The sequence below is a fragment of the Rhizobium pisi genome (assembly GCF_003938655.1).
Taxonomy (GTDB): Bacteria; Pseudomonadota; Alphaproteobacteria; order Rhizobiales; family Rhizobiaceae; genus Rhizobium; species Rhizobium pisi.
Window position 1 is genome coordinate 38,350 of sequence record NZ_RJJT01000018.1, and the last position, 25,669, is coordinate 64,018.

The following is a 25,669-nucleotide window of genomic DNA, read 5'->3' on the forward strand; positions in this document are numbered from 1 at the left end:
CACGGCATGTCGAGATCCAATATAGGTACTCTTTCCGCCATGTGAAGCTCTCCGGCCCCTTTACTGACAGACGTCGACCCAGCTGGCGCCTGTCAGTTGGGCCAGCCGTCCGGTGGCGATACGCACGGCCGAATTCGTCGAACCGGCCGCCGGCACGACCTCATCGAAGCGTTTGAGCGAGATATCGCAATAGACGGGCAACGGCGCGGGCAGGCCGAACGGGCAGACGCCGCCGACCGGATGGCTCGTGACAGCCACGACTTCCTCCGCATCGAGCATGCGCCCCTTGCCGCCGAACGTATCCTTGAACTTGCGGTTGTCGAGCCGCGCCGTGCCGCATGCAACGACCAGCATCGTCTGATCGCCGACGCGCAGACAAATCGTCTTGGCGATCTGGGCGGGCTCGACGCCATGCGCTTCGGCGGCAAGCGCCACCGTCGAGGAGCTCGCGGCGGTTTCGATGATTTCGATATCGGGTGCGTGGGTGCTGAGGAAGGCGCGGACGGATTGAAGGCTCATGAGATGAACGCGCAAAAACGATGATCGGAGGATGGATGATGCGATGGATACGGAAATCCAAGTTTAACTCAGTAACTTAAAGTTCCAGATATTTCAATCAAAGCATGGCTCGGTCGCTTAGCGATGGTGGGTTTGGATTCCATCTGAAAGAGGGATCCCGTGGCCGATGCAGAGATCGTAATGGCATGACCGGAGATCATCTGCCTTCATGGCGGAGCCGGCCGGGATGGTCTTGCCTTGAAGCCACCCCGGCCGGATATTCCCCCAATATGAGCGACGACGCCGATCTATTCATCGGACAAAGCGAGGTCGCACCGCAGCCACGATGGAAAGGCGTCGAAGCTGTTCACCATGCGACGTCGTTTCCACCGGGCAATGATGATTGCGAGGAGAATTTCTCGAAAGCTAAATCGCGAGCAAAGCTCGCTCATGGATGTCGCCAGGCTCTCGCCGGGGTGCTGATTGTTCATGATCAATCGCGGTCAGAATTCTGAACCGCCCTTCTTTCAAACCTGAAGAGCGCAGCGCCATGTCGCGCGGACGTCGCCGTGCGCAGAGGCTGCGTGCGAAACGCGTGCCGTCTTCGGATGGTGAAGCTTGAAAGGTCTCGGATATGATCGAGGGTAGGGAGCTTCGGAAGCCTATGCCAAAGAGGCGTTGGACGAAGAAATATCTGTCATTGCACGCCTCCATTGTTGGTTTGTTCCTGCACTACCAATAGCTGATTGGGAAAACGGAGGCAAGGGGCACCTCATTCAGGCCTTCAGATTGCCATCAGCTGCATCGGCAATTGACCATGCCGAGAACATCGTCATAATAATTTTGCACACGTGCTCAATTTTGTCACTCGGTCGTTACGTTCACCCCCTAGAGCGAGATACGCCACGTTTTCGCGGGGTCTTCGGAACGGTCGTCAATACCGGTGATGACCCGCCAAGAGGCCTCACACCGCTCTTCCAGGGAGACGAAGAAGATGACCATTTTGCCGACATTGAAATCCCTTACCGTCGCAGCCGCCATCCTGGCTTCGACGTCCGCTCTTGCACTCGCCAAGGACGTTCACATCAGCGTCTGGGCCGGCGGCACCGGCCCGAACGACGTCTATCGTCTCGACGCCATCGAGATCGCCGCCCAGCAATTGCAGCGCCAAGCCGCCCTCAAGGGCGAAGACCTGAAAATCACCGTCGAGAAGAAGGCCTATTCCGGCTGGGACGACTTCAAGCAGGCGCTGACCCTTGCCGCCGAAGCCAAGACCGCCCCGAATATCGTCGTCAGCGGCCATGAAGACATTGCGCCGTGGTCGCAGGCCGGCCTCATCGTTCCGATCGAGGACTACGTCGATCTCGACTCCTGGCCGCTCAACGGCATCTACGAGAACCTGCTGAAGATCGCCTCCTACAACGGCACCGTCTACGGCATTCCGCAGGACGCCGAATCCCGCCCGATGTTCTTCTGGAAGCCGTATATGAAGGCGATCGGCTACAGCGATGCCGATCTGGACGCGCTGCCGCAGAGCGTTCAGGACGGCAAATACACCATGAAGAACCTGCTCGAAGACGCCAAGAAGATGCAGGACAAGGGCCTCGTCCAGCCGGGCTACGGCTTCTATCCGCGCACCAGCAACGGCCCTGACTATTGGCAGTTCTACACCAGCTTCGGCGGCACGATGGAAGAAAACGGCAAGCTCGTTTTCGACAAGGCCGCCATGACCCGCACCTATCAGTTCTTCGCCGACGCCGTTAAGGCAGGTGTCACCAAGAAGAACCATATCGGCATGCCGGGCGATCAGTGGTGGAAGGAAGTCGCCACCGGCAAGGCCGGCATCTGGGACGGCGGCACCTGGCACTATGCCCGCCTCGTCAACCAGGAAGGTCTCAAGGACTTCTTCGGCAACGTGATCTTCACGCTGATCCCGGCCGGCGAAGGCGGCAAGGCCAACACGCTGACCCACCCGCTCGTCTACCTCCTGACCGCCGGTCACGACAAGGAGGATACCGATATCGCCGCCCAGCTGATCACGATCGCCTCCGAGCCGCGCATCAACGCGCTGCATGCGGTCAAATCCGCCCATCTCGGCATTTCCGAGGCGGAAGCGGAAGTCGATTTCTACTCGGCCGACCGCTGGACCCGCGAAGCCACCGAACGCCTGCTGCCGCATGCCAGTGCGATGCCGAACAATTCCGATTTCGGCACCTATTGGAACATCATGTGGAAGAACCTCCAGTCATCCTGGACCGGTGACAAGACCGTCGACGCCGCCATCGGCGATGCCGAGAGCGAGCTGAAGAGCACGCTCGGCGACAAGATCGTCATCCGTTAAGATCGAAGCACTTTTCCGGGCGGCGGCAATCCCGCTGCCCGGTCGGTCCGCGAGGAGGCTTCCATGAAATCGTCCAGAGCGCTCGGACTGGTGATGATCGCGCCTGCCGCGATCATGATCATTCTCTTCTTTCTGCTGCCGGTCGTTCTGACGGCGGTCTTCTCGATGACCAGCATGACGACGGCGACCGGCATATCAGGCGGGGTCTACCAGATCGCCCCTAATTCGCTGATCACGCTGAAATCGGTGATGCCCGACATCGCCGCCGAATTGGCCGAACCGCGCTATGCGATCGACGAGACCGGCCTCAAGGCCGTCGAGGGCCTTGGGCTGGCGCCTGGCATCGCTGGGGAATTGCGCGCCAAACACAATGGCGAGGTCTTTCCGACGCGCCGCGATGCCGAGCGCATGATCAAGGATCTTGCCGAACGGCCTTCGACACGCGACGTCAAGCAGATTTCCGAACAGTTCAACCGCTCCGTTGTCAACACGCGCTTCGACAGCAAGGAACAGCTCTTTTCCGCTCTCGATACGCTGGGCCTCAAGCTGACGCCGGAACAGAAGGAAACAGTCGCCAAGGCCACCTATACCGGCTGGACCTGGACAACAGACAATTTCTCGCGCATCGCCACCTCGCCCGACATGGCGCGCGTGCTATTGAATACCGCGCTCTATGTCGCACTGGTGTTGACGCTCTTCAATGTAGGCTATGCGCTGCTGCTTGCGATCTGGACGCATTACATGCCGCCGGCGCCAGCCTCGATCTTCCGCGGCATCTGGCTCCTGCCGCGCATTACGCCCGTCGTCATCTACGTCATGCTGTGGAAGTGGCTTGCCTGGGATACCGGCTTTATTTCGATCCTGATGGGCAAGTTCGGCTATCCCCCGAAGAACTACCTGCTCGACACCGCCTATCATGCCTGGTTCTTCGTCGTGCTGATCAACGGCTTCATCGGCGCCTCGATGGGCATGCTGGTCTTCTCCTCGGCGATGAAGGCCATTCCGAAGAGCCAGTTCTATGCGAGCGAAGTCGACGGCGCCTCGCGCTGGCAGCAGATCCGCTACATCATCCTGCCGCAGATGCGTTGGCCGATCCTCTTCGTCACCTGCTATCAGACGCTGTCGCTGCTCGCCTCCTTCAATGAAATCCTGCTCGCCACCAATGGCGGACCGGGCAACGCGACCGAAGTCTGGGCGCTCGCCGCCTATCACACAGCGCTCAGGAATTACGCCGGCAATCTCGAATACGGGCTGGGTGCCGCCATGGCGCTCGTGCTCGTCGTCATCGGCGTGGCGCTGTCGCTCCTCTATCTGCGCGTCTTCAACTACGGCACGCTTGTCGCCAAGCCCCTGATCGAGGATTGACCATGGCCGAACGATCGCAGCCTTCGGCAAATTACAGCAGCTGGCCCGTTATGACGGCGCTCACCATCGTTAGCCTCCCGCTGCTCCTGATGTATGTCTATCTCTTCCTCGACACCGTGACCGTGAAGCAGCCGGAGGCCTTGCTGCCCTCCGGCCTGACGCTCCAGCACTGGCGCTTCCTGTGGCAGACGACGGCGGGCAAGGCGAACATCTGGCAGGTGACGGTGAACACGCTGCTGTTTTCGGCCTGCACCACCAGTCTCGTGCTCATCATCTCGTCGATGGCGGGCTACGTTCTCTCGCGATTGAACGTGCCGGCGCGCGGCTTCTTCCTCGCCGGCGTCATGGTGCTGCATGCATTCCCGTCGGTGACGCTGATCATCGCCATCTTCATCGTGCTGCAGATGGTCGGCCTCTACAATTCGCTGATCGGCGTCATCCTGGTAAAGGCGGCGATCGACCTGCCTCTCGGCATCTGGCTGATGAAGGGCTTCTACGACACCGTGCCCTGGGAAATCGAAATGGCCGGTGTCGTCGATGGCGCCTCGCGTTTCCGGGTCTGGCGCAGCCTCGTGCTGCCGCAGGTCCAACCCGGGATCATGGCGCTCGGCCTGTTCTCCTTCCTCTCCGGCTGGGGCGAGTTCATCCTGCCGCAGGTGCTGGCGCCCGGTAATGAGGTGCAGGTGCTTTCGGTCTATCTCGCGGGCTTCCTCGCCGACGACAACAATTACGATTTCAACATGTTCAAGGCGGTCGGCCTCTTCTACCTCGTTCCGGTGCTGATCGCTTACGCGCTCTTCAACAAATACCTCATGAACATCTATGGCGGCGGGAACAAAGGCTGATGCGTATCCTTCTCGACAATTTTTCGAAGAGCTTCGGCTCCACCAAGGTCATCGAGAACATGCAGCTCGAAGTCGGTAACGGCGAGATGCTGGCGCTTCTCGGCCCCTCCGGCTGCGGCAAGTCGACGACACTGTTTGCGGTCTGTGGCATCCATAGGCCGACAGGCGGGCGCATTCTCTTCGGCGACCGCGACGTCACCGACCTGCCGAGCCAGGCTCGCAACGTCGGCGTCGTCTTCCAGTCCTACGCGCTCTATCCGCATATGACGGTTGCCGAAAACATCGGCTTTCCGCTGAAGGTGAAAGGCATGCCGACCGCCGATATCCGCAAGGAGGTTGACCGCATCGCAGGCCTCGTGCAGATCGGCAATCTCATGGAACGTCGGCCGGCGCAGCTTTCCGGCGGCCAGCAGCAGCGCGTGGCGCTGGCGCGCGCATTGATCCGCAAACCCGACGTGCTGCTTCTCGACGAGCCGCTCGCCAATCTCGACGCCAAGCTCCGCCTCGAAATGCGCTCGGAAATCCGCCGCATCCAGCGCGAAACCGGCATCACCGCCATCCTCGTCACCCATGACCAGGTGGAGGCGATGAGCATGTGCGACCGCATCGCCATCATGAAGGAAGGCGAAATCGTCCAGATCGCCACGCCGGCCGAGATGTACAACGATCCGAAAACCGCCTTCGTCGCCGGCTTCCTCGGCAATCCACCGATTACCTTCCTGCGCGGCGTCCTTGATAAGGGCGCTTTTACCATCCCGGAAAGCGAGATCCGCGTGCCGCTGCCTGACACTGTCGCCGTCGCCGAGGGCACCAAACTGATGCTCGGCGTCCGCCCGGAACATTTCACCCCGGCGGGCGATATCGCCGTTCCCGGCAAGGTCACCTTCGCCGAAACGCAAGGCCGCGAAAACCTCTACGACGTGCTTCTATCAGGCGGGCCGCTGTTGCGCTCGATCCAGCCGGTGCGCAACGATATCCACGTCGGCGACGATGTTTTCTGGGCGATCGACAGCCGCGGCGTGTTCGTCTTCGATGAAAACGGCAGGAGGCTGTGATGAGCCGCGATTTCTCCGCATTTTTCGAGTGTTATGGCTGGCCGGCAACCAAGGGCCGGTTGCCCTTCTGCATCGGCCATCGCGGCGCCAGCGGCCATGAACGCGAGAACACGATCGCCGCATTCCGGCGCGCCGCCGAACTCGGCGCCGAAATGTGGGAGCTCGACACGCAACTGACCAAAGACGGCGTGGTCGTCGTTTCGCACGACGACCATCTCGAGCGGGTCTTCGGCATCGACCGCCGCATTTCCGAAATGACGGCCGCTGAGCTCGCCGCCCTCGACGGCGTCGACGTGCCGAGTTTTTCGGAGGTCGCCGCTCTCGGCCGCAAGACGGGAACCGGCCTCTATGTCGAGCTCAAGGCGCCCGGAACCGGCTTGCTCTGCTGGCGCCACCTTGCCGAGATGAACCAGCGTTTCGCCTGCCTTGGTTCCTTCGACACGGCGCAGGTGCGCGAACTCCGTGACGCGGGCTGCGATTTCCCGCTCTCGGTGCTGATCCGCGTCGGCCACGATCCGCACGCCCTCGGCGACGAGGCCGGCGCCGATATCCTGCATCTCTGCTGGGAGAGGGCAGGGGAACGCCCGCAGGATCTGGTGACGGAGGCGCTCATGCGCCCCGTCTTTGAGGCAGGCCGCGAAATCGTGCTCTGGCACGAGGAGCGGCAAACCATTCTCAATGACATCATGAAGCTTCCGGTTCTTGGCATCTGCACGGATCTGCCCGATCTGATGCGGGGGCCCGCGGTGAGGGAAAAAGCAGTTGGCAGATAGGGATAAGGGACCCCGCAAGGTAACCTCCTTCGACGTGGCGCGCGTGGCCGGCGTCTCGCGCGCCGCGGTGTCGCGCGCCTTCACGCCGGATGCCAGCGTCTCCCCGAAGACCCGCGAAAAAGTCTATCAGGCCGCCAAGGAACTCGGCTATCGGGTGAACTATCTTGCCCGAAGCCTCACTAACAAACGCTCCGATCTCGTCGGCCTCGTTGCCGCCGGCCTCGACAATCCGTTTCGCACGCTGCAGATCGAGCATCTGGCGAAGGTGCTGCTCGCCCGCAATTTCCGCCCGATCCTGCTGCCGACCTCACAGGAGGCGGATACCTCGTCCTTCATCGGTCAGTTGCTGCATTACGCCGTATCGGGCGTGATCGTCACCTCGGATGCGCCGCCGACCGAGATCTGCGAGCAGTGCGCCGCCGAAGGCGTGCCGATCGTGCTGATCAACAAGGGCAACGACATCCCCTTCGTCGACCGCATCATCTCCGACGACCGCATGGCCGGCCATCTCGCCGCCAGCCACCTGATCGACGCCGGCGCGCGAAAGCCAGCCGTCATGGCCGCAACCGCCATATCTTACACGGCCCGCCGGCGCCGCGAGGCCTTCGTCGCCCGCTGCAAGCAGCTTGGCGTCGAAGCAGAGTTTCTGCATGTCAAAATCAACGACTACCGGAGCGGCTACGATGCGGCGGGCGAGCTTGCCGCCTCCGGCATCGACGGGCTGTTTTGCGCCAATGACTACATGGCCTGCGGCGTCGTTGACCGCATCATGCAAGGCCGCGGCCGCGAGGATGCGCCACCGCTTCCCATCATCGGCCATGACGATATCCCGCAGGCGAGCTGGAGCGCCTATGAGCTGACAACCATTCGCCAGCCCTGCGACCTCCAGGCCGAACAGACTGTCGACCTGCTGATAAGCCGCATGGCCGAACCGGACCTGATGGCGCGTGTCGAATTCACGCCCGTGACATTGATCAAAAGAAGGACTGCCTGATGAACTCCCCATTCGATGCCGCCGCCATCCGCGCCCGGGCGGAGGTCGCGATCGCCATTGCCCTCGACGTCGGGCGGGAGGCAGCACGGTTCCGGCGCGAGTCCGCTCCCGGCACGCTTGCCATCGAAAACAAGGGGCTTCAGGATTTTGTCACAGTTGCCGATAAAAGGGCCGAGGAAGCAATCCGCAACGGGCTGCTCTCACGTTTTCCCGAAGATACTTTCATGGGCGAAGAAAGCGGCGGGCGATCGGGTGGAGCCGGTACGTGGGTCGTCGATCCGATCGACGGCACGACCAATTATATCAGGGGCTTCCGGCACTGGGGCGTCTCCATCGCCTTCGTCGTCGCCGGCAAGGTCGAGATCGGCGTCGTCTACGACGCTGCCGAGGACAAGGTCTTCCACGCCGTGCGCGGCGGCGGCGCCTTCAAGGATGGGCTTCCGGTTCATGCGGGCGCAACAACCGATCCGGCCAATGCGCTCGTCATTCTCGGTCATTCCCGCAAGACGAGTTTCGACGATCATCTCGCGCTCTCCAAACGGCTCCACGAGCGCGGCATGGATTATCGCCGCATGGGTGCGGCCGCCATCGATCTCGTTCGTGTCGCCGAAGGTACGGCCGACCTTTATTACGAGCGCCATCTCAACGCGTGGGATATGCTCGCCGGCGCGCTGATCGCCGAAGAGGCGGGAGCAATGGTGGCAATGCCCCCGGTTGACAGTTTGCTTGCGGATGGTGGGCCGGTCATTGCCCATTCGCCCGGGCTTGCCGGCGAATTCGCCTTTATCCTCGAGGTAGAGGGGTTGGCGCGCTCCGCGGATTAATCTGCCGTCCGCCTGCGCCAGGCGCGTTCGGTCGCCGGCGCCTCGTCGGTGGTGATCTGGTCCGGCTTGAGCGCCATCAGCGCCGAGAAATTCAGCCATTCCTCCTCGCTGAAGCCGGTCTCCGGATTCTTCAGGGTGAAGGTCCAGGCATCGACGCGTTTGCCGTGGTCCTGGCAGAGCCCAATCATATCCAGCCCCTCTTTGGCGGCATTCAGGATCAGTGGCCAGTGGAGATAGATCGTGTCCGGCTCAGTCGGGCCGCTGAGGTCGGCGCGCAACTCAGTCTCGACCGCGTTCCAGCCGCTGGCCTTCCAGATATCGTAAAGCTTGTCCGTGGGATCGATGCCGCGCTGCAGGTGCGGCAGCTTCTCCTTGACGGCGACGATAAGGTCGAGGCTGCCGCCGCTGACGATCACCGAGGCGGAGATATCCCGGAAATGCGCGGCAAGATGCTCAATGCCCTTGGCGCCGATCGCTTCAAAGTCGTCCTTCATGTCGAATTGCAGCAGTGCGGCCGGATGCGTCGACTGCATCATGGCGGCGAGATCCTCGCTAAGGATCAGCGGCCGGGCGCCGTCCTTCATCAGCACGCCCCTGAGGTCACCGATGCTCTTGTCGGCGATCGGTCCATGGCCCGTCGTTTCGCCTTCGAGTTTCCTATCGTGCAGCACGACGAAGCCGCCATCGGCACGCACCCGCAGATCGAGCTCCATCGATGCACCAGCCGCAAAACCCTCCGCCATCACTTCGGCGGAAAACAGCGGATCGGCAAACCGCTTGCGCAGCCGGTGCCATTTCAGGCGGGTGTGGTGCCTCGCGTGCAAAATCTCGAGGCCGTGAGCATCCAGCAATCTCGTCATCTCAAGTAGCTCTCCATGATGCCACTCTCCTGCCTTGACGGGCCGTGATTATCAAGGGCCGAAGACGGCTTCATCGGCTGTAGGCCGCGGAGATTGCCTCGGACGCTGCAGCGATATCTGCGGGATGGCCGGCCTGCCTGAGAGCAGCCCCGTAGGCCACCACATTCGAGAGCACCGTCTGGAATGCAGCGCGCGGACCTGTATGGTTCAGCCGCACAAGACGGGCCGGCGCGGTTCCGACACCTTCGGTCAGCTCGACCCCCAGCCGCCCAGCGGCTGCGATCAGCGTGGCAGGCGCCAGCGCTTCCGGCAGCGGGACAGCCGTCGCCAGGTTCGAAGCCTTTGCAGCCGGAACCCAGGCCCCGCTGCCCAATGCGGCAAGCCCCGCTCGTGTCGCCGATGCCGCGAGCGCATGGCGGGCAATGATATTCTCCAAGCCTTCGGCCTCGATGCGGTCGAGTGCCGTTTCCAGCGCGAAGAATTCCAGCGGCGCCGGCGTTCCCGGCAGGGCGCGCCGGCCGCCATCGAGCCACATTTTCAGATCGGCCAGCGACAGGATGGAATCGCGCGGTGCGCCATCCCTGAGGATCAGCTCCCAGGCGCGGCGGCTGACGGAAAGCGCTGATACCCCTGCCGGACCGCCGAGCGCCTTCTGCGGGCCGATCACCGCGATGTCGATGTCGAGAGCATCGACATCGAGCCGATGGCCGCCGACCGAGGCGACCGCATCGACGACGGTGAGGATGCGGCGAGCGCGCGCAAGCGCCAGTATCTCGGGCAGGGGATTCAGAATGCCGCTCGCGGATTCCGCGTGAACCACGGCGAGTACATCGATGTGACGACTGGTCCCCAACGCCTGGGCGACCACCTCGATCGCGATCGGCAGGCCCGGTTCGGCGACGATATCCTGGACCGTCGCACCACCCCGCCGCAGCCATTGCCCGAACCAGCTGCCATAGGGGCTGGTGACGATATTGAGTGCCGAAAGGCCAGGGCGGGCAAGGCTGACCGCTGCCGCTTCCAGCGCCACCACAGCCTCAGCCTGCACGAATACGATGTCGTTGCGGCTCAGCAATATCCTGCCGACCTTGTCGCAAGGGCGGCATAGCGCTCCGCGGGATAGGAGAGGGCGCCGTGCAGGGGATTCCAACCGGGATCGGGCATAACGACTGCTCCTTCAGAACGGATCGGTCACGAGACGGGGGACGGCGGCAACAAGCGCGCGGGCGGCATCGGATTGCGGCGCGACAACGACCGATGTCGCCGGACCGGTCTCGACGATCCGCCCATTGTCGATAACGGCGATGCGGTGGGAGACGGCGCGGACGACGGCAAGATCGTGCGAAATGAAGAGACAGGCAATGCCCTGTTCCCTTTGCAGCTCGACCAGAAGCTCCAGAATCCTGCCGCGCACGGTCACGTCGAGGGCAGAAACCGCTTCGTCGAGCACCAGCAGCGACGGCCGCGTTGCAATCGCCCGGGCGATCGCCACACGCTGGCGCTGGCCACCGGAAAGCGACCGCACAGGACGACCGGCATAATCGGCAGACAGGCCGACGCGTTCGAGAAGCATCGCGATCTCGCCGGTGCGGCGGTGCCTTGGGACAACCTCGTGGATGCGCAGCGGATCGTCCAGCACAGCACCCACGGTCGCCAGCGGATTGAAAGCGGCGAGCGGATCCTGGAACACCATCTGCATCTGTGCCCGTTTGCGGCGAAGCGCTGCGCCGCTCAGGGCAAGCCAATCCTCTCCTTCGAAGCGGATTGCGCCGGCATCGGCAGCAAGAAGGCGCAGCAGGATGCGCGACAGGGTCGACTTTCCGCTGCCGGAGGCACCGACAATGCCGAGCGTCTCGCCGGCCGCGATCGTCAGCGACACATTCTCGAGGGCGGCGACCCGGCGGCCGGAGGAGGAAAAACCTTTCGACAGGTTGTCGATGGAAAGCAGCACATCGCTCATGACGCCGCCTTCGCAATCAACGGCGGCGTTCTGAGATCACGATGGCTGGCAATGAGTTCGGCGGTATAGTCGCTCTGCGGCGCCGACAGCACCGAACGGACGGGGCCGGCCTCGACCAGCCTTGCATCGCGGAAGACCGCGATGCGATCGACGAAGCCGGAGGCGAGCGCGATATCGTGGGTGATGAAGAGCAACGTCATGCCATCCTCGCGCACCAGCCCGTCGAGCAGGCGGACGATCTCGGCCTGGACGACGACATCGAGTGCGCTGGTCGCCTCGTCGGCGATCAGCAGCTGAGGTTTCGCAGCGATCGCCGCCGCGATGGCCACGCGCTGGCGCTGGCCGCCGGAAAGCTGATGCGGAAAGGCCCTCATCACCTTGTCAGGCTGCGGCATCCGCACCCGTCCAAGCAATTCCTCGGCCCTGGCATAGGCCTGTTTCCAGTTAAGACCGAGATGGCGCCTGGCGCCTTCGGCGATCTGCTCGCCGATCGTGAGCACGGGGTTGAGGCTGGAACCTGGGTCCTGAAAGATGAAGCCGAAATCGCGGCCGGGGCGGGGCGGATGGCCGAGTGCGGGCCAGAGCATCTCGCCGCCGACCTTCGCCCTCTCAGGCAGCAGGTCGGCGAGGGCGCGGGCGAACGTGCTCTTGCCGGAGCCGCTTTCGCCGACGATCGCCAGCCTTTCGCCGGCGGCAATATCGAGATCGATGCGGTCGAGTGCGGCTGCGCCGTGCCCGTAGGTGACCGAAAGCTGCCGCAGGCTGCAGAAAATGTCGCTCATGCCGCCCTCGCACCGTCATCGCCAAGCGCCTTGCCGAGGCCTTCGCTGAAGAGATGGACGCCGAGCACGGTCACGGCGAGTGCTGCGCCCGGTATGACGGAGAGATAGGATGCCGAACGCAGCACGCTGCGGCCCTCGGCGATCATCGAACCCCAGGTGGCGATGTTGGGATTGCCGAGGCCGAGGAAGGACAGCGCTGCCTCGGTCAGGATCGCCCCGGCGACGATGGTGGCCGAAAGCGCCAGCACCGGCGGCAATGCGTTCGGCAGGATCTCCCGGAAGGCGATCTCGGCTGGATGCATACCGATCACCCTTGCGGAGGCGACGTAATCCTGCTCGCGGATCGCCAGTACCTGCGCTCGCGTCAGCCGCGCCGGGTCAGCCCAGGTGCCGAGCGCAATGGCAAGAACGATAACAGGCGTCGAGACGCCGATGGTGCTGACAAAGGCAAGAGCGAGCAGGAAGGCCGGTACGATCTGGAACGCATCGACCACACGCATCAGCGCCTCATCGACGAGCCCGCCGGCAAAACCGGCCACCATGCCGACGCAGACGCCGAGGATCATGGCGGAAAACGCCGCTGCGAGGCCGACGGCAAGCGAGGTTCTGGCGCCATAGAGCAGTCCCGCCAGAACGTCGCGGCCGAGCCGGTCAGTGCCGAGCGGTGAAGCCGGGTCGGTGAACGGCGCAAGCAGGGCACGGCCGGCAATCCTCAGCGGATCGCCCGGTGAGATGACCGGAGCGAGCAGACCGGCCACAACCAGGATGAAAAGGATCGCAAGCCCGACCGCGCCTTCCGGCTGGCTCAGCAGGCGCTGCAGGCGGCTCATACGCTGCCCTCCGAAGCGCCGATGCGAGGGTCGAGCGCGGCATAGACGAGATCGACGAGGAAATTGACCGAGATGACGAGGACGGCGCTGGTGACGACGATGCCCATCAGCAGAGGCGCATCGCGGCCATTGACCGCCTCCTGCGCCAGCCGCCCAAAACCCGGGATCGCAAAAACGCTTTCGATCACCACGCTGCCGCCGAGCATGGCCGCCGATTGCAGCCCGAACATGGTGACGAGGGGCAGCAGCGCGTTGCGCGCCACATGGCGCAGCACGATCCGGCTCCGCGACAGGCCCTTGGCGCGGGCAAACAGCACGAAATCGAGCTTCCAGGCCTCGGCCATGCCGCTGCGCATCACGCGCAGGAATAGAGCGAGATAGATCAACGCGAGAGCGCCGACCGGCAGAACGAGATGATCTGCAATGTCGAGCGCGCGCGAAAATCCTGTCTTTCCCGAAGCGATCGTCTCGATAGCGGCAATTGGAAACCAGCGCAACTTCACCGAAAAGACGATGCTCAAAACCAGGCCGAGCCAGAAGCTCGGAATGGCATAGACGATCAGCGAGCCGATCGAGAGCAGCCGGTCACGCAGGCTACCCGGCCGCGCGCCGGCAAGGATGCCAAGCGCCGAGCCGAGGCCGAAGGAGAGTGCCGTGGCGCTGCCCATCAGGAGCAGCGTATTGGGCAGGCGTTCGGCAATCAGCGCGCCGACCGGCCTGTTGAAGGCGACCGACCAGCCGAGATCGAGCCGCCCCAGCGAGGAGAGATAAAGCCAGAGGCGCGCAAACATGGAGCGGTCGAGGCCATAGCTCTCTCGCAGCGACTGCACCAGCGCCGCATCGCCACCGCCGATCGAGCCGAGATAGGCGTCGACGGCATCACCCGAGGCTGACTCAAGCAGGAAAAAGGTGAAAATCACCACGATCAGCAGCACCGGAATGCTGCTGATCGCCCTGCGCCTCAGGAGGATGATGGCTCGTTTCACGCCGGACAGGGCCTCTGGAAGAGAATTGCCGCCGATCCTATCATGATTGCAGCGCGGTATCGCCCCAGTTCGAAACCGCCCAGCGCGGGTTGTTCGAGACGTTCAGCACAGTGTCACGCGCAACAGTAATAAAGCCCCATTCCGCAACGTTGATCAGCGGCAGGTCGGCGACCGCGAGCTGCTGGAACTTGCGATAGAGTTCGGTGCGCGCCGCGGTATCGATGGTTTCCGAGGCCTGCTGGATGATCTTGTCGAGCTCCGGATTGGCGTAGCCACCCTGGTTGGAGAAGGGCACACCATCAGGGGTGCCGGACTGGACGAGAATGGTGGTGGAGATCGCCGGATCGCCGCGGAAGACCGGCGGGCCGACCGCGAGGTCGAAGTCATGGTCGGTATAAACCGCCTTCAGATGCGCGGCCGCATCGGCATTGACGATCTCAGCATTGATGCCGATCGCGGCAAGCGCCTGACGAAGGTAGTCGCCAAACTGGCGAGTCTCGTTGAAATAGGGCGCGGGGCGGAGCTTCAGCGTGAAGCGGTTACCATCAGGCCCCTTGGTGTATCCGGCTTTGTCGAGGATGTCGTTGGCGGCGCCGGGATTGAAATCATAGGTCGCGACATCCGATGTGTAGAACTCCGGCGCATTCTTCGGCACCGGGCCTGTCGAGGCGGCGGCGTAGCCGAGGAAGATCGTATCGACCACGAATTTCTTGTCGATCGCATGCGCGATCGCCTGGCGGACTCTCAGATCGGCCAGTTCCTTGCGTCGGTGATTGATCTCGACGACGAGTTGGTAGGTCAGGGCCTCATAGCCCTTCGAAATCACCTTGATGCCAGCGACCTTCGAGATGCGGTCGAGATCGGCGAGCGGCACGGCCGAGAAGGCGGCGAGCTGGATTTCCTCGGCTTCGAGCGCGGAACCCGCCGATCCGCGATCGGGCAATACCCGGAAGACGATCTCGTCGAGTTTCGGCTGGTCCTTGTCCCAATAATTCTCGTTGCGCGTCAGCCGGTAATATTCGCCGGGCTTATGTTCGGCGAACTTGAACGGGCCGGTGCCGACCAGCGTGTTGTTGGCCGGGTTGGTAGCGATATCGGTGCCGTCGAAAATATGCTTGGCAACGACGCTTGTCACGACAGGCAGCGCATTGCGGATCAGCTGGAACGGCGTCGGCTTGGAGAAACGGAAGATGGCGGTGTAATCGTCAGGCGTATCGACGGCTTCGAGGTTGGCGAAGACCAGACGGCCGAGATTCTGCAGCGGCTTCCAGACGTTGAGCGCGGAAAAGGCGACATCGACAGAAGTGAACGGCTTGCCGTCGTGCCAGGTAACGCCATCGCGCAGCTTGAAGGTCACGGAAAGGCCGTCGGCCGAACCCTCCCAGGAGGTCGCAAGGCGCGGCGAGAGCCCGTCCTTGCCGTCGAAGGAGGCTTCGGCCAGCGGCTCGATTACTTTGCTCGCAACGAAGAAGACCCCATTCGAAGCGACGATGGCCGGATTGAGGTTCTTTGGCTCGGAATCGGCCGCAACGATCAACCGGCCGCCTTTCGGCGCATCCTGCGCCAGCGCCTGTCGGGCAAGCGCCGTCGAGGCAAGCAGCAGGGCGGTGCCCTTCATCAACGTGCGCCGCGAGATTTCTGGAATAGTCATGACCCCTCCTGATCGCCCGAAAATTCGAATGCCCATATTCAGGGCGAAATGCCGATAATCATAGAAATTAAATTCGAATGGTCAGGCTGGGCGAGACACTTTTTTGTCACCCAGCCATTATTTTTTCAACCGTTGGCGGCTTGGCGCCTGGGCTCGGCGAAGAGATTGCGATAACCGGCGCCCGGATGCGGCGCGGTAAGCCGCGGTCCGGCTCCCCCGAGCTTTTCGCGCAGCGTGCCCTTGGCATATTCGGTCTTGTAGACGCCGCGTTTCTGCAGCTCCGGGACGAGCAGATCGGCGGCATCCTCGAAACTCTCAGGTGTAACGGCATAGGCAAGATTGAAGCCGTCGACATCGGTATCCTCGACCCATTCCTGCATCAGATCGGCGACCGTCTGCGGCGAGCCGACGAAGACAGGGCCGAAACCGCCGATGCCGACCCAGTCGGCCATCTCGCGCACCGTCCATTCCTTGGTGGGATCGATGGTCGTGAAGGTCTCGACGGCCGATTGCACCGCATTGGTATGGCGGTGCCGCAGCACCTCATCCGGCCCGAACTGGCCGAAATCGATGCCGGTCCAGCCGGAGATCAGCGTCAGCGCACCCTCGAAGGAGGCATATTTGCGGTATTCGTTGAACTTCCGTTGCGCCTCCGCATCCGTTTCACCAAGCACCACGGTCTGCAGGTTAAAGGCGAGGATTTCGCGCGGGTTGCGGCCGACGCGTTCGGCCGCCTCGCGGACATTGGCGACGTAGCGCTTCAGCACGGCTTTCGACGGAGACGCGACGAAGATGCATTCGGCATGGGCGCCGGCGAAATCCTTGCCGCGGCTGGAAGCGCCGGCCTGGTAAAGCACCGGCGTGCGCTGTGGAGAAGGTTCGCTCAAGTGAATGCCGGGCACGTTGAAATGCTTGCCGGAATGGCGGATCGGGTGGACCTTATCGGGATGGGTGAAGATGCCGGTTTCCCGGTCGCGGACGACGGCATCGTCCTCCCAGCTTCCCTCCCAGAGCTTGTAGCAGACCTCGAGATATTCCTCGGCGAGATCATAGCGGTCGTCGTGCTTCGTCTGCGCCGGCTGGCCGATATTGAGCGCGCCGCTGTTGAGATAGGAGGTCACGATATTCCAACCAACGCGGCCCTTGGTCAGGTGGTCGAGCGTCGAGATGCGGCGGGCGAAAGTATAGGGATGCTCGAAGGAGAGCGATGCCGTCAGGCCGAAGCCGAGATGTTCGGTTTCGTAGGACATGGTCGGGATGAGCTGCAGCGGATCGTTGACCGGCACTTGCGCCGAATGGCGAAGCGCGGCATCGACATTGCCGTTCAGCACGTCGTAGACGCCGAGCACGTCGGCAATGAACAGTCCGTCGAATTTGCCGCGTTCCAGCGTCTTTGCCAGGTGCACCCAGTAGTCGAGATCCTTGTAGGTCCAGGATTTGTCGCGCGGATGGCGCCAGAGCCCCGGCGACTGGTGTCCGACGCAATTCATGTCGAAGGCGTTCAGCCTGATTTGGCGGGTCATGTTTTCTTCCTTGGAATTAGGGATTGCTGCGGCCGAGGCCGTAGGTCAGCGCCAAGGCTCCGACGAGCACGGCGCCCTTGACGAAATCCTGGGTGTAATAAGGGGCGTTCAGCATGGTGAGCCCGTTCAAGAGCACGCCCACGAAGACGGCGCCGGCAATCGTGCCAAGCACGTTGGGACGCCTGAGATTGAGGACGGCGAAGCCGATCAGTGCGGCCGCAACCGAATCCATCAGCAGCGAACCGCCGGAGGAGACGTCGCCACGCCCGACGCGGGCGGCAATGACGATGCCACCGAGCGATGCCAGCGTGCCCGACAGGACATAGGCGAGCGTTTTCAGCCTGACGGTCGAAGCGCCGGCAAGCCGGGTGGCGACCTCGTTGCCGCCGGTCGCAAACAGCAGCCGGCCGATTCGCGTGCGCTCGGTGAGGATGAAGAGGAGAACGGCGACTGCCACCATCAGCACCACGGAAACGGGCAGGGTGCCGAAGATGCTGTAGCGCCCGATCAGCAGGAAGGCCGGGTCGTAGGCGCCGGTCGCCTTCGATCCGTCGGGCAGGGTAAGGCCCGCCGAGATCGATCGGCCGGCGGTCGGGATCAACTGCAGGCCGGAAAGCAGGAACATCATCGCCAGCGTCGCCAGGAGATCCGGCACCTTCAGGCGCACGATCAGGAAGGCGTTGACGAGGCCGACGAGCGCGCCGAAGGCGAGCACCAGCGGCACCGTCGCATAGGCATCGAGGTGCCAGACGATCATGGCGTAACTCGCCGCCATCACGCCCGACGCGGCGACCGCGCCGATCGACAGGTCAAAACCGCCGACGGCGAGCGTGACGGTGACGCCAGCGCCGAGGATGGCGACGACGGACACCGCCTGCAGTATGCTCATCAGATTGGCGATATTGATGAAGGCGGGCTCGGCGATGGTGAAGCCGACGACGAGAGCCGCAAGCAGGATAAACACCGCGCCAGCCCGGAGGAACGCTCCGAGGGCGGCGAGACGGCTGCTGCCTGATTGCTGCAGTGCCTTTGGCCGGGCGCTTGCCTGTGGAAGGGTGTCGTTATCGACCGTCGTCATGCAGATATTCCCTGGATGGCAGAATGAAAAGCGACGCCGTCTGCCGCCGGCCTCAACACGTGGTGGTCGATGACGAGGATGCGGTCGGCCACTTCATAGGCCTCCTCCGGATCGGAGGTCGCAATCAGCGTCGCCCGGTCGGTGCGAGCGCGGATTGCCCGGATGATATCGTGACGGGCGCCGACGTCGACGCCCTGGAAGGGTTCGTCGAGTAGCAGCAGCCGGCTCGGCTCCGCCTCCCAGCGCGCGATCACCGCCTTCTGCTGGTTGCCGCCGGAGAGCGACCAGACCGAGGCGAGGGGACCGGCCGCCTTGATGCCGAGACGGGCGATTGCCTGTTCGGCCTCGCGTCTTTCACGCCCGCCGACAAGGAAACCACTGGGATACCATTTGCCAAGATGCGGCAGGCTGATCGTCGCCGATAGCGAATGGCCCGGCCATGCCGGCGGCATCAGCGAGGAACAATGACGGTCTTCGGCGGCCATGGCGACACCTGCGGCGATCGCTTCACCAGGGTTTTTCGGCCGGTACGGCCGGCCGTCGAGGAACATCTGGCCGCCAGCAAGCGCCGTCACGCCGAAGATCGCCTGGAGCAGCCGGCTCTTGCCCGCGCCGAGCACGCCTGTTACCGCGACCACCTCGCCCTCATGCAGCGACAGATCGAAGGTCGCGCTTGCAGGCAGCAGGCTGATATCGCGCATCTCGAAAATCGCAGGTCCGGTCGCCGCTCGCGCATCCGGCCGGGCGGCATCCAGTCTGCGGCCGATCATCGTCTCGATGGCGCTCGAAAAATCGATCGGTCGCGAGAAGGTGCCGACAACGCGGCCGCCACGCATGACGAGCGCGCGGTCGGCGATCGCTTCGAGATCGGCGGTGCGGTGCGAGATATAAAGGATCGCCAGACCCCGATTGCGAAGCCTCAGCAGAATATCGAAGAGGCGCCGGCTTTCCTCTCCGGAAAGGCTCGCCGTCGGCTCGTCGAGGATGAGGAGATCGGCGCGGTTGGCGAGCGCCCGGGCAATCGCCACGAGTTGCCGGTCGGCGCTGGAGAGCTCGCCGAAATCACGATCGAGCGGCAGGCTGAAGCCGGCGGCATCGAGCATCGCCTGCGCGGCGCGTCGGATGCCGGCCCGCGAGACGAAGAAGGGCATGCTGCGATCGGCGAACCGGTTGAGCAGCAAGGCATCGGCCACGTTCAGGCCGGCCGCACCGACCAAATCCGTCGATTGGTGCACGGTGACGACGCCGGCCTTTGCCGCTTCGGCCGGGCTGCGCGGCGCAAAGGGGTGGCCATCGAGAGTGATCGTGCCACCATCAGCTGGAAGTACGCCGGACAGGATCTTCACCAGCGTCGACTTTCCCGCGCCGTTCGCGCCCATCAACGCCACGATCTCACGACGCTCGATCGAAAGACCAGCGCCGGCAAGCGCCCGCGTCGACCCGAAACTGCGGGTAATATCTTTAACGTGAAGAAGGGGCATCGTTCATGTCCGGGACTGCATTCGTAGCCGGAGTGTGCCCTGTCCGGACGGTCGATTTCCAGGCACGCATTTCCCCGGCGGGCGGTGCTGGCGAAACAAAGAATCTCTCGCAGCCCGCAAAATCGGATCATTTACTCTACTAAAAACATAGAGATTATATCTAAATAATCCGACGCGTCGCGAGGGCTGTCAGACCTGTCAGACGACGCTTTCGTTTGCTAGAAGGAACGCGACGATGAAATCCCTCGCACGGCTTGCACTGTCTGCCGCCGTCATTCCGCTCATTTTCATTCAAGGCGCCAAAGCCGACGGCCTGTCCGGCGCTCCAGCCCCCTTCGATAAGGGCGGCGTCAAGGTAGCTTTGATCAGCTACATCTCGGCCGGCGACTTCTTCCAGGCTTACCAGGCGGGCGCAGAAGCCCAGGCCAAGGCGCTCGATATCGACCTGCGCATCTTCCCCGGCCGGCAGGACGCCGCCGAGCAGCGTGAGCAGATCCTGCAGGCGATCAATCTCGGCGTCTCCGGCATCGTCATCGATCACGGCCTGCCGGAATCGCTCGGCGACGTCGTGCAGCAGGCCCTCGACAAGGGCATCAAGGTCGTAGCCTTCGACGTCAACCTCAACAATCCGAAGATCCCGCAGGTAGAGCAAAGCGACCACGAGCTTGCCTCGCTGGCTCTCGAGCAGGTGGCGAAGGACAACGGCAAGGACTTCAAAGCGGGCTACGTCTATGTTGCGGGCTTCGCGCCGCTCGACCGCCGCAACGAGGTCTGGGACAAGTTCAAGTCGGACAATAAGGGCGTCGTCGAAAAGGCCCGCTTCGGCAACGTCAGCGACACGACGGCGACCTCGACCGCCGACCAGGCGAAGGCCGCGCTCACCGCCAATCCCGATATTTCGGTCGTCTTCGCCCCCTATGACGAATTCGCCCGCGGCGTGAAGCTTGCCGCCAATGACCTCGGCATATCAAGCAAGCTTAAGATCTATTCGGCCGACGTCTCGACAGCCGATATTCAGGAAATCACCGAGGTAGGCAGCCCATGGGTTGCGACCGTCGCGACCAATCCTGCCGTCGTCGGCGCCGTCTCCATCCGCGCCGCAGCCCTCGAAATCGCCGGCCAGGCGGTTCCCCACCAGATCACGATCAAGCCGACGCTTCTGACGCAGGAGAGCCTGCGCGCCGCCGGCGTCAAGACGATCGAGGACCTGGCGGCAAAGATCCCGGCCTTCAGCACAAGCGATGCGGCAACCGCAAGCTGGATTCCGGACAAGCTTTTTTGAGGAGGTCACCCTCGATCCTTCCGGCGGGAGCCTCGGTTCCCGCCGGATCATCTTTTTGGAGAATTGGAGCCCCGTCCATGAGCCAGTCCAATGTCGTCTTTGCGGCCAGCCGCAACCCGACGCGAGAAGACCTTTTTGCGCGTGCTGAGGATATTTCTGCCGATCTTTCCAGGCGCGCCGCAGATCTCGACCGCGAAGGCCGCCCGCCGCTTGGCGAGATCGTCAAGTTAAAGAATGCCGGGCTGCTCAATGCGCTGCATCCCCGCGAGATCGGCGGCGGTGGCCTCGATTGGGTCGATGGGCTGAAGCTGGTGCGCATTCTTGCCCGCGGCGAGAGCTCGATCGGCCAGTTGCTCGGCTATCACTATGTCAACAGCCAGTATATTTACTGGGCGCTCGATGCGGCGCGCGCCCATGCGCTGGGCAGCGAGACGGTCGCCAGGAACCTCTATTGGGGTGCGGCCGTCAATCCGCGCGATCCGGGGCTGACGCTCACCCGGCGCGGCAACGGCTATGTGCTGAACGGGCGCAAATCCTTCTCCACGGCGGCGCGGGTCTCCGAATATATCAACGCCAATGCGGCCCTCGACGACAAGATCGCCGGTTTCGCCGTGCCGACCAATCGTCCCGGCTATATCGCCAATGACGACTGGGACAATATCGGCCAGCGCCTCTCCGACAGCGGCAGCGTCGAGTTCCGCGACTTCCCCGTCTATGAGGAGGACTTCGTCGGTGCGCCCGCCGCACCCGATGCGGCACCGCCCGTGCTCTCGACCTTCAACACGCCGTTCATCCAGTTGGTCTTCGTCAACTTCTACCTCGGCACCGCCGAAGGTGCGCTGCAGGCGGCCGTTGACTACGTCAGAACGACGACCCGGCCCTGGCTCACCTCCGGCGTCGAGCGAGCAGCGGACGATCCCTATATCCTCGAACGCGTCGGCGAATTCACCGCGGCGCTGAAGGCCTCGACGGCTCTTGCCGACAACGCGGCCACTGCCGTGCAGGCAGGTCTTGCCCGCGGCCGCGATGTAACCGCGCGCGAGCGCGGCGAGGCGGCGGCGGAAGCCTATGCAGCCAAGGTGCACGCCACGCATGTTTCGCTCGATATCACCTCGCGCGTCTTCGAGCTGACCGGCGCACGCTCGACGGCCGACAAATACCGCTTCGACCGTTTCTGGCGCAATGTCCGCACCCACACGCTGCACGACCCGGTCTTCTACAAGGCCAAGGAAGTCGGCGAATTCGTGCTGAACGACAAGATACCGGAGGTCAGTCTCTACAGCTGATACGACCGCACCTCCCACGAATATGAAAAACCCCATTGCCGGGCCGGCAATGGGGTTTTTGTTTGGGAGGAATGGAAGCGTCAGAGCGCGCCGTTTTTCGGCGGCGTCACGCCGTTCAGATGGTAGTTGCCGACCACGTGGTATTTCCAGCGAACGGGATCGTGCAGCGTATGGGTGCGGGCATTGCGCCAGTGGCGGTCGAGATTGAGGCCGACCTGCACGGACGAGGTTCCGGCAAGCTCGAACAGCGTATTCGCAGCCTCGATCGCTACTTCTGTCGTCAGCACTTTCGCCGCGGCGACCGCAAGCGTCGCCGCGATCACCTTTTCCTCCGTCGTCTCGACCTGCGCGGCATCGACCTTGTGGCCGGCGCGCTCGACAAGAGCCGTTGCGGCTTCGAGCCGGATGGCGGTCTGGCCGATCTTGGCGATGGTCAGCGGATCGTCGGAGGCACGGTCGAGGCCGCTATCCATCCAGGGGCGCGATTTCGTCCTGACGAACTCAAGCGTTTCGGCGAAAGCCGCCCGCGCGATACCGAGATCGACGCCAGCATGAATGATCTGGCCGACGGAACCGATCGTCGTCGGCCGCTCGAAACCCTTGTGGTGAGAGACGACGGAATCGGCGCTGACATAGACATTGTCGAGGATCGTAGTGCCGCTGCCGGTTGTGCGCTGGCCGAAACCGTCCCAGTCGTCGACGATCTCGACGCCTTCGGTGCCCTTCGGCACGAAGGCCATGGTCAGCCGATCCTCCGGATCGAGCGCGAAGACGGTGATCCAGTCGGCGAAGAGCACGCCCGTGGAATAGAATTTGCGGCCGTTGATCCGGTAGCCCGGACCGTCGCGGGTGATGCGTGTGTTGTAATGGCCGACCGTCTTGGTGCCGCGCTCGGACAGCGCATTGCCGAAACGATCGCCGGCCAGCACGCGCCCGAAGAAATAGCGCTGCTGCTCTTCGCTGCCGTCGGTTCTCAGCGCCTCAAGAATATAAAAATGGTTCTGCGGGATCTGGCCGATCGAACCGTCCGCCTCCGACAGAATCGCGGTAATCTCGGCGAGCACCGCATTGGAGACGTCGAGCCCACCATATTGGGCCGGCACCGTGATCGCGAGCAGTCCGGACTGTGCGAGAAGGTCGAGTTCGGCAAACGGCAGGATCCGGTCGGCATCGCGCTCGGCGGCGCGCGCGGCAAATTGTGCCGCCAGTCTGCGGGCGGTTGCAATCGCTTCCTCGTCACTGCCGATACGGGCGGCCACGGGCCGGATCTGGTCTGCTTGCCTCAGCACGGTGTTCATCGATGTCTCCAATTCTGACGATGCTATCGGTGAAAGAAATCGAACGCCGAGATAAGAGTACAAATTCTATAGATGTGGTCGAAAATAAAATGTGTTTGCTTATCGGCTTCTGGCTGCCGCGATTAGTGTCTCGGTCCGGCGGTTTTGCGAAAACGTGGCCGGAAAAGCGCCGAAATCGCTACCGGAAATTAGCGGAGCCGGCCTCGATTTGAATTCGTCGAGTTCCTACGTAACCGCTATCCGATGCGTCGCCGCAGCGGTTCCAGACCGAACGCCAATGCGGGGCAGGCCGCCGCCTTGCCCGATCCATGAGGAAAGTCATGACTCGTTCAGGCAGTTGCGCCTCGGCGCTTTCATGCGTCCCGTCAGCCTGCACACCGGCGCGTGGCGCTATCCCGGTTCCTACCCCGACGCCAATTTCAATTTCGCGCATCTGAAGTCCTTCGCGCAAGCGCTGGAACGGGCGAAATTCGACGCCTTCTTCATGGCCGATCACCTCGCCGTGCTCAACATGCCGGTCGAAGCACTCAGGCGCAGCCACACCGTGACCTCCTTCGAGCCTTTCACGTTGCTGTCGGCGCTGGCAGCGGTGACGGAGCGCATCGGCCTTGTCGCCACCGCTTCCACCACTTTCGACGAGCCCTATCACATCGCCCGCCGCTTCGCCTCGCTCGACCATATCAGCGGCGGCCGCGCCGGCTGGAACATCGTCACCACATCGAACCCGGATGCGGCTCTCAATTTCGGGCTGGACGAACATGTGGAGCATGGCGAGCGTTATCACCGGGCGCGAGAATTCTACGATGTCGTGACCGGGCTCTGGGACAGCTTCGCCGACGATGCCTTCATTCGCGACCGGGAAAGCGGCCTATTCTTCGATCCGGAGAAGATGCATGTGCTCGGGCACAAGGGCGAGGAACTCAGCGTGCGCGGACCGCTCAATATCGCCCGGCCGCCGCAGGGATGGCCCGTCATCGTCCAGGCCGGCCAGTCGGACCCCGGCCGCCAGCTTGCCGCGGAAACCGCCGAGATGGTCTTCTGTTCGCCGCGCGATCTTACCGCCGGCAAGGCGCTTTATGCCGATATCAAGGGTCGCATGGAAGCGATCGGCCGTGACCGCGATCACCTGAAGATTCTGCCGGCAGGCTTCGTCATCGTCGGCGACAGCATCGAGGAAGCGCGCGCCAAACGCGCCACGCTCGACAGCCTGGTCCATTACGACAGTGCCATCGCCTCGCTTTCGATCGCGCTCGGCCATGATGCGTCCGGCTTCGATCCCGACGCGCCGCTACCATCAGATATTCCCGACACCAATGCCAGCAAGACTGGTCGGGTGCAGGTGCTGAAGCTTGCTGCGGAAGAAAATCTGACCGTGCGTCAGCTGGCCCAGCGCTACGGCGGCTATGCCGGCCTTGCCTTCGTCGGTACGCCGGCCAGCATCGCCGACGAGATGGAGCGGTGGCTGGATGAGGAGGGTTCTGATGGCTTCAACATCGTCTTCCCCTACCTGCCGCAGGGTCTCTTCGACGTCACCGAACGGCTGGTTCCCGAGCTTCAGCGCCGCGGCCTCTTTCGCAGCGAATACGAGGGCACGACGCTGCGCGAACACCTCGGATTGCCGCGGCCGGAAAACCGGTTTTTCGCCACCGGTAGGTAACACGCTGCGGGCAGCCCCGCGCGGAAAGACGATACAAGTAGCCGTCAGAATTCGACGATCCTGTTGTTGAAGCCCAGCCGCGCGGCTTCGAATTCCCTTTCATCACCGGAGGGATCGCGCAATGCCTCAAACAGCGTCTTCGGCGCTGTCCAGTTCGCTTGAAATTCAGCATAGCTGACAAGGACATAGGCTACTTCGCCGCGAGCAGTGATCAGCAGCGGCCGAGCGCTCGCTTCCTTCTTCGCGTTGCTCGGATTCCGGTTGAAGGCTGCGCCGGTCATGAAAGACATTTTCATCGAA

The 25,669-nt window shown here is 63.0% G+C and carries 23 protein-coding genes and 1 pseudogene; 11 read left to right on the forward strand and 13 right to left on the reverse strand.

Features of this window, described 5'->3' with window-relative positions; translation table 11 throughout:
• Window positions 1-60: 60 nt before the first annotated feature.
• On the reverse strand, window positions 61-519 hold the full coding sequence (locus tag EFD55_RS23325; RefSeq protein WP_125847849.1) for a YbaK/EbsC family protein: 459 nt from the start codon (window positions 517-519) through the stop codon (window positions 61-63).
• 269 nt (window positions 520-788) lie between these two features.
• Between EFD55_RS23325 and EFD55_RS23330 the strand changes: the two genes are divergently transcribed.
• The 8 genes from EFD55_RS23330 to EFD55_RS23365 all read left to right on the forward strand — a co-directional run bounded on the left by EFD55_RS23330 (window position 789) and on the right by EFD55_RS23365 (window position 8,695).
• The gene (locus tag EFD55_RS23330) at window positions 789-1,013 is read left to right on the forward strand and encodes a hypothetical protein (RefSeq protein ID WP_125847851.1); all 225 of its coding nucleotides are present in this window, start codon (window positions 789-791) and stop codon (window positions 1,011-1,013) included.
• Window positions 1,014-1,492: 479 nt separating this feature from the next.
• Window positions 1,493-2,839, forward strand: coding sequence for an extracellular solute-binding protein (locus EFD55_RS23335; RefSeq protein ID WP_125847853.1), 1,347 nt, complete (start codon window positions 1,493-1,495; stop codon window positions 2,837-2,839).
• Window positions 2,840-2,902: 63 nt separating this feature from the next.
• Window positions 2,903-4,204, forward strand: coding sequence for a carbohydrate ABC transporter permease (locus EFD55_RS23340; protein ID WP_125847855.1), 1,302 nt, complete (start codon window positions 2,903-2,905; stop codon window positions 4,202-4,204).
• Between the two features lie 2 nt (window positions 4,205-4,206).
• A complete protein-coding gene (locus EFD55_RS23345; protein ID WP_125847857.1) occupies window positions 4,207-5,049 on the forward strand; it encodes a carbohydrate ABC transporter permease in 843 nt (280 codons plus the stop codon).
• Complete coding sequence (locus EFD55_RS23350) at window positions 5,049-6,104, forward strand: ABC transporter ATP-binding protein (RefSeq protein WP_125847859.1); 1,056 nt, start codon at window positions 5,049-5,051, stop codon at window positions 6,102-6,104. The genes EFD55_RS23345 and EFD55_RS23350 overlap by 1 nt, the downstream gene beginning before the upstream one ends.
• Entirely contained in the window at window positions 6,104-6,877 is a 774-nt protein-coding gene (locus EFD55_RS23355) for a glycerophosphodiester phosphodiesterase (protein WP_125847861.1), read from the forward strand. Before EFD55_RS23350 ends, EFD55_RS23355 begins: the two co-directional genes overlap by 1 nt.
• Complete coding sequence (locus tag EFD55_RS23360) at window positions 6,867-7,871, forward strand: LacI family DNA-binding transcriptional regulator (RefSeq protein WP_125847863.1); 1,005 nt, start codon at window positions 6,867-6,869, stop codon at window positions 7,869-7,871. The genes EFD55_RS23355 and EFD55_RS23360 overlap by 11 nt, the downstream gene beginning before the upstream one ends.
• The gene (locus tag EFD55_RS23365; RefSeq protein WP_125847865.1) at window positions 7,871-8,695 is read left to right on the forward strand and encodes an inositol monophosphatase family protein; all 825 of its coding nucleotides are present in this window, start codon (window positions 7,871-7,873) and stop codon (window positions 8,693-8,695) included. The genes EFD55_RS23360 and EFD55_RS23365 overlap by 1 nt, the downstream gene beginning before the upstream one ends.
• Here EFD55_RS23365 and EFD55_RS23370 read toward each other — a convergent pair.
• The 10 genes and pseudogenes from EFD55_RS23370 to EFD55_RS23415 all read right to left on the reverse strand — a co-directional run bounded on the left by EFD55_RS23370 (window position 8,692) and on the right by EFD55_RS23415 (window position 19,846).
• Window positions 8,692-9,555: a glycerophosphodiester phosphodiesterase gene (locus EFD55_RS23370; RefSeq protein ID WP_125847867.1), complete on the reverse strand. Its 864-nt coding sequence runs from the start codon at window positions 9,553-9,555 to the stop codon at window positions 8,692-8,694. The two genes, EFD55_RS23365 and EFD55_RS23370, sit on opposite strands and share 4 nt — an antisense overlap.
• Window positions 9,556-9,625: 70 nt before the next feature.
• Window positions 9,626-10,719 (reverse strand): annotated as a pseudogene (locus tag EFD55_RS23375) (pyridoxal-phosphate-dependent aminotransferase family protein).
• Between the two features lie 13 nt (window positions 10,720-10,732).
• Window positions 10,733-11,515: an ABC transporter ATP-binding protein gene (locus tag EFD55_RS23380; protein WP_125847869.1), complete on the reverse strand. Its 783-nt coding sequence runs from the start codon at window positions 11,513-11,515 to the stop codon at window positions 10,733-10,735.
• A complete protein-coding gene (locus EFD55_RS23385; protein WP_125847871.1) occupies window positions 11,512-12,297 on the reverse strand; it encodes an ABC transporter ATP-binding protein in 786 nt (261 codons plus the stop codon). The genes EFD55_RS23380 and EFD55_RS23385 overlap by 4 nt, the downstream gene beginning before the upstream one ends.
• The gene (locus EFD55_RS23390; protein ID WP_125847875.1) at window positions 12,294-13,127 is read right to left on the reverse strand and encodes an ABC transporter permease; all 834 of its coding nucleotides are present in this window, start codon (window positions 13,125-13,127) and stop codon (window positions 12,294-12,296) included. Before EFD55_RS23390 ends, EFD55_RS23385 begins: the two co-directional genes overlap by 4 nt.
• Window positions 13,124-14,113, reverse strand: coding sequence for an ABC transporter permease (locus EFD55_RS23395; RefSeq protein WP_125847877.1), 990 nt, complete (start codon window positions 14,111-14,113; stop codon window positions 13,124-13,126). The genes EFD55_RS23390 and EFD55_RS23395 overlap by 4 nt, the downstream gene beginning before the upstream one ends.
• A 40-nt stretch (window positions 14,114-14,153) precedes the next feature.
• Complete coding sequence (locus tag EFD55_RS23400; RefSeq protein WP_125847879.1) at window positions 14,154-15,764, reverse strand: ABC transporter substrate-binding protein; 1,611 nt, start codon at window positions 15,762-15,764, stop codon at window positions 14,154-14,156.
• Window positions 15,765-15,889: 125 nt separating this feature from the next.
• On the reverse strand, window positions 15,890-17,287 hold the full coding sequence (locus EFD55_RS23405) for an LLM class flavin-dependent oxidoreductase (protein ID WP_125847881.1): 1,398 nt from the start codon (window positions 17,285-17,287) through the stop codon (window positions 15,890-15,892).
• A gap of 16 nt (window positions 17,288-17,303) precedes the next feature.
• Window positions 17,304-18,365: an ABC transporter permease gene (locus EFD55_RS23410; protein ID WP_125847882.1), complete on the reverse strand. Its 1,062-nt coding sequence runs from the start codon at window positions 18,363-18,365 to the stop codon at window positions 17,304-17,306.
• Entirely contained in the window at window positions 18,362-19,846 is a 1,485-nt protein-coding gene (locus tag EFD55_RS23415) for a sugar ABC transporter ATP-binding protein (RefSeq protein WP_125847884.1), read from the reverse strand. Before EFD55_RS23415 ends, EFD55_RS23410 begins: the two co-directional genes overlap by 4 nt.
• 235 nt (window positions 19,847-20,081) lie before the next feature.
• Here EFD55_RS23415 and EFD55_RS23420 point away from each other — a divergent pair, with 235 nt between their 5' ends.
• Together EFD55_RS23420 and EFD55_RS23425 are read left to right on the forward strand one after the other, a co-directional pair.
• Window positions 20,082-21,128 carry a substrate-binding domain-containing protein gene (locus EFD55_RS23420; RefSeq protein WP_125847886.1) on the forward strand — a complete coding sequence of 349 codons (1,047 nt, stop codon included), beginning with the start codon at window positions 20,082-20,084 and terminating at the stop codon, window positions 21,126-21,128.
• A gap of 77 nt (window positions 21,129-21,205) precedes the next feature.
• Complete coding sequence (locus tag EFD55_RS23425; protein WP_125847888.1) at window positions 21,206-22,414, forward strand: acyl-CoA dehydrogenase family protein; 1,209 nt, start codon at window positions 21,206-21,208, stop codon at window positions 22,412-22,414.
• A gap of 80 nt (window positions 22,415-22,494) precedes the next feature.
• Here EFD55_RS23425 and EFD55_RS23430 read toward each other — a convergent pair whose 3' ends face one another.
• Complete coding sequence (locus EFD55_RS23430; protein WP_125847890.1) at window positions 22,495-23,712, reverse strand: SfnB family sulfur acquisition oxidoreductase; 1,218 nt, start codon at window positions 23,710-23,712, stop codon at window positions 22,495-22,497.
• 355 nt (window positions 23,713-24,067) lie between these two features.
• Here EFD55_RS23430 and EFD55_RS23435 point away from each other — a divergent pair, with 355 nt between their 5' ends.
• A complete protein-coding gene (locus EFD55_RS23435; protein ID WP_245438529.1) occupies window positions 24,068-25,369 on the forward strand; it encodes an LLM class flavin-dependent oxidoreductase in 1,302 nt (433 codons plus the stop codon).
• Between the two features lie 44 nt (window positions 25,370-25,413).
• Here EFD55_RS23435 and EFD55_RS23440 read toward each other — a convergent pair whose 3' ends face one another.
• Window positions 25,414-25,650: a type II toxin-antitoxin system Phd/YefM family antitoxin gene (locus tag EFD55_RS23440; RefSeq protein ID WP_245438222.1), complete on the reverse strand. Its 237-nt coding sequence runs from the start codon at window positions 25,648-25,650 to the stop codon at window positions 25,414-25,416.
• Window positions 25,651-25,669 lie beyond the last annotated feature (19 nt).